A 4,451-nucleotide genomic window follows, 5' to 3' on the forward strand; every position below is an offset into this window, starting at 1 on the left:
TGCGCCCGGGGCCCCGGCGCGGGGGGCGGGGGGGGGCGGGGGGGCGGGGGGAGAAGCCGCGCGCCGCCACACCACCTGGCGGTTCCGGTGACGCGGACCTCTCGATCGACGACGGAGGGCGGCCGCGGTGGGTCAGCGGACCATGGAGCCGACCACCGGCTTGGTGAGCAGGGCGGACTGGTTGCGCTGGATGCCCGGGTCGAGGGTCTTCGCCACGAAGATGGCGTGCCAGATGCAGAAGATCAGCACGGTCCACACCTTGCGGGAGTGGTCGGCCTCCTCCCGCTTGTGCTCCTCCAGCAGCCGCATCGCGTACGACAGGTCGAGCAGGTCGCCCGCGCCGGAGGTGGCCAGCACGTGCCGGGCCCACTCGTACATCTCGCCGCGCAGCCAGACCCGGGTGGGGGTCGGGAAGCCGAGCTTCCTGCGGTTGACGATGGCCGGCGGCACCACGCCCTGCAGCGCCTGGCGCATCGCGTACTTGGTGGCGTCGGAGCGCGGCGGCAGCTTCAGGTCCACCGGGATCCGCGACGCCACGTCGAAGACCTCCCGGTCCAGGAAGGGCACCCGCACCTCGAGCGAGTGGGCCATCGAGATCCGGTCGGCCTTGACCAGGATGTCGCCGCGCAGCCAGGTGTAGAGGTCGACGTACTGCATCTTCGTCACGTCGTCGAGTTCGGTGCACTCCGCGTAGATCGGCGCGGTGACGTCGGTGTAGCGCACCGAGGGGTCGTAGCGGCGCAGCAGGTGCTGCTTCTCCTCCTCGGTGAACATCCGCGCGTTGCCGTAGTAGCGCTGCTCGATCGGGGTGGTGCCGCGCTCCAGGAAGCTCTTGCCCTTGACGCCCTGCGGGATCGCCTTGGAGACCGCCCGCAGCCCCTTCTGCACGCCGCCCGGCAGGCCGTTGACGCCGCTCAGCGACAGCGGCTCGCGGTAGATCGTGTAGCCGCCGAAGAACTCGTCGGCGCCCTCGCCGGAGAGCACCACCGTGACGTGCTCGGCGGCCTTCTTGGCCACGAAGTAGAGGGGTACCAGCGCCGGGTCGGCCACCGGGTCGTCCAGGTGCCAGACGATCTTCGGCAGCGCCTCGATCATGTCGTACGGCCCGATCTTCGTCGGGATGGTCGTCACGTCGAGGTGTCGCGCCGAGTCCTGGGCGACGTCGATCTCCGAGTAGCCCGGCACGTCGTAGCCGACGGTGAAGGTGAGGATGTTCGGGTTGAACTCGCGGGCCAGGGCGACCACGGCGGTCGAGTCGATGCCGCTGGAGAGGAACGAGCCGACCGGCACGTCGGAGCGCATGTGCATCCGGACGCTCTCCCGCAGCGTCTCCCGGATCTCGTGGTAGAGCCGCTGCTCGTCGGAGACCGGGGTGGGCCGGAACACCGGCCTGTACCACCGCCGCACGTCGATCCGCCCGCCCGGGGTCCAGGTCAGGTACTCCCCCGAGCCGATCCGGTTGATCCCCTTGTGCAGGGTGCCGGGCTCCGGCACGTACTGCAGCGTCAGGTAGTGGCTGAGGTTGGCCGTGTCGATGCCGGCGTCGCCCTGGTAGTTGGAGTGGGCGAAGGGCAGCAGCGCCTTCTTCTCGGAGGCAAGGTAGAGGCCGTCGGCGGTCTCCAGGTAGTGCAGCGGCTTGATGCCGAAGTAGTCCCGGCCGCCGAAGGCGCGGCGCTCCTGCCGGTCCCAGATGACGAAGGCGAACATGCCGCGCAGCCGGGTGAGCACCTGCTCGCCCCAGAAGTGGTAGCCGGCGACGATCACCTCACCGTCACCGGCGGTGGCGAACTGCGCGCCGAAGGTCCGGATCAGCTCCTCGCGCAGCTCGATGTAGTTGTAGATCTCACCGTTGAAGGTGAGCAGGTAGCGCCCGTTCGCGTAGGACAGGGGCTCTTGGCTGGAGGCCACGTCGATGATCGCCAGCCGCTTGTGCGCGAACACCCCGTCCGCGTACCGGCCGGAGGCGTCGCCGACCACCTCGACACCGGTCTCGTCCGGTCCGCGGTGGTGCAGGCATTCCAACGCCCCGGCGATGTTGTCGCGGTGGGCGGCGGCGTCGCCGCGCGCGCTGAAGAAGGCCAGGAGTCCGCACATGGTGGTCATCTTTCCACGCGGCCCGACCGGGCGTCGCGGCACCGCAGCCTCTCCCGTCCCGGCCCACGCGACGGGCGTACCGGGACGCCCGGCCGGCGACGGCGCGGGGTACCGTCGGGACCAGCAAGGACCCGGAGGGAGCGGAAGATGACCGAGGAACGCACCGACAACAAGCCGGCCGACGGCACCGAGTCGCACGACCCGGCGTTCCCGGAGGCGTTCCTGACGTTCATGCGGCAGGGCTGGCGGGACACGACGCTGCCGATCGGCCCCCGGCCGGAGGTGCCCAACTACGCCAAGCGCCGCGCCGCGCTCTCCGCGGCCTTCCCGGGCGAGACCCTGGTGATCCCGACCGGCGGCGAGAAGGTCCGGGCCAACGACACCGCCTACCCGTTCCGGCCGGGCAGCGACTTCGCCTACCTGACGGGCGACCACGAACCGGACAGCGTGCTCGTGCTGCGGCCGAACGGGTCGGGTCACGACGCCACGCTCTACATGCGTCCCCGGTCGTCCCGGCAGAACGACGAGTTCTTCCGCAGCCGCCACGGCGAGCTGTGGCTCGGCCGGCGGCACAGCCTGGCCGAGAGGTCGACCGAGCTGGGCCTGCCGACCGCCGACCTGACCGAGCTGGAGGGCGCGCTGGCCGACCTGGCGCCGGGGCGCACCCGGGTGCTGCGCGGCTTCGACGGGCGGGTGGACCGGGCCGTGCGCCCGTACGACGGCCCCCGCACCCAGGGCCAGCCGGCCCGCGACTGGGAGCTGGCCATCGCCGTCGCGGAGCTCAAGCTGGCCAAGGACGAGTGGGAGATCAGCCAGCTCCAGGACGCGATCGACGCCACCGTGCGCGGCTTCGAGGACGTGGCCCGGGTGCTGCCGGCGGACCGGGGGGTCTCGGAGCGCCTGCTGGAGGGGGTCTTCGCCCTGCGCGCCCGGCACGACGGCAACGACGTCGGCTACGGCTCGATCGTCGGCGCCGGCGAGCACGCGACGATCCTGCACTGGGTGCGCAACAACGGGTCGACCCGCCCGGGCGAGCTGCTGCTGATGGACATGGGCGTGGAGAACCGCCACCTCTACACGGCCGACGTCACCCGGGTGCTGCCGGTCAACGGCCGGTTCAGCCCCCTGCAGCGCCAGGTCTACGACGTGGTGTACGCCTCGCAGCAGGCCGGCATCGACGCGATCCGGCCCGGGGTGGCGTTCCGCGACGTGCACCTGACCTGCATGCGGGTGCTCGCCGAGGGCCTGGCCGACCTGGGCCTGCTGCCGGGCAGCGTGGACGAGGCGATGGACGAGAAGTCGACGGTCTACCGGCGGTGGACGCTGCACGGCTTCGGCCACATGCTCGGCATCGACGTGCACGACTGCTCCAACGCCCGCGACGAGAAGTACAGGAAGGGCACGCTGGGCGAGGGCTACGTGCTCACCGTCGAGCCCGGGCTCTACTTCCAGCCCGAGGACGAGATGGTCCCGGAGGAGCTGCGCGGCATCGGCATCCGGATCGAGGACGACATCCTGGTCACCGCCACCGGGGCGGTGAACCTCTCCGCCGGGCTGCCGCGGGCGGCCGACGAGGTGGAGTCCTGGCTGGCCGAGCAGCGCGAGGCGGGCCCCCGCCTGCCCGGCTGACGCCGGTCGTACGACCGCACGGGCCCCGCCGCCGGGTCGCGACGTTTCCGACGTCGACGCACCCGCGGCGGGGCCCGTCTGCGTTTGCGCTGCTCGCTCGGCTTCCTGCCCGGATCGGCCGGGTTGCCGCGTCGCGCCCGAAGTGAGGGGAATGCGGGGGTTTCTCGGATTTGGCCTTCTCGCGAGGATCCTTCTCATACGGTGGCTATCAGAGGCTGCAAACACATTTGTAGCTGGTCGCGCCGCTTCGGGCGGTGCGGTCCCGTCTGGCAGCAGGAAAGGGCGGAAGGCTCCGATGTCCAATGACGTAACGACTCCCGACGGTGACGCCCCCGTGGGCGCACCGACCCGAGGGCGGCGCAAACTCTGGGTGGCTGCGGGCGTAGCCGGACTGACCGGCGTGGTCGGCCTGGCGGCGCTGGGCGGCCTGGCCGCCCGCGATGACAAGCCCGGCGGCGCGGACCGGCTGTCGGACGCGCAGGCGTCGACGCCGAAGCAGAACGTCAGCGACGCCGGCCAGGCAGACCCGGCCTCCGGCGAGAGCGACGAGGAGAAGGAGGGCCAGGAGAAGGACTGGCAGGGCAAGGACTGGCAGGGCAAGGACGGCAAGGACTGGCAGGGCAAGGATGGCCGGGACGGCAAGGGCAAGGACGGCCGCGACAAGGACGAGCGGGACAAGGACGGCAAGGACGCCAAGGAACTGCCGTGTGACACCGACGTGCTGGTCG

Annotated in this window: 2 protein-coding genes and 1 pseudogene; 2 read left to right on the forward strand and 1 reads right to left on the reverse strand. The window is 71.4% G+C overall.

What is annotated here, in order from left to right:
- Window positions 1-132: 132 nt before the first annotated feature.
- On the reverse strand, window positions 133-2,094 hold the full coding sequence (asnB, locus tag ACWENR_RS29850) for an asparagine synthase (glutamine-hydrolyzing) (RefSeq protein WP_452280284.1): 1,962 nt from the start codon (window positions 2,092-2,094) through the stop codon (window positions 133-135).
- A 147-nt stretch (window positions 2,095-2,241) separates the two neighbouring features.
- Here asnB and ACWENR_RS29855 point away from each other — a divergent pair, with 147 nt between their 5' ends.
- Window positions 2,242-3,723 (forward strand): aminopeptidase P family protein, encoded by a 1,482-nt coding sequence (locus ACWENR_RS29855; protein ID WP_452280285.1) that lies wholly within the window; start codon window positions 2,242-2,244, stop codon window positions 3,721-3,723.
- A gap of 295 nt (window positions 3,724-4,018) precedes the next feature.
- Window positions 4,019-4,451: pseudogene (locus tag ACWENR_RS29860) on the forward strand (hypothetical protein); the annotation flags it as partial.

Source organism: Micromonospora sp. NPDC004336 (genome assembly GCF_053602615.1).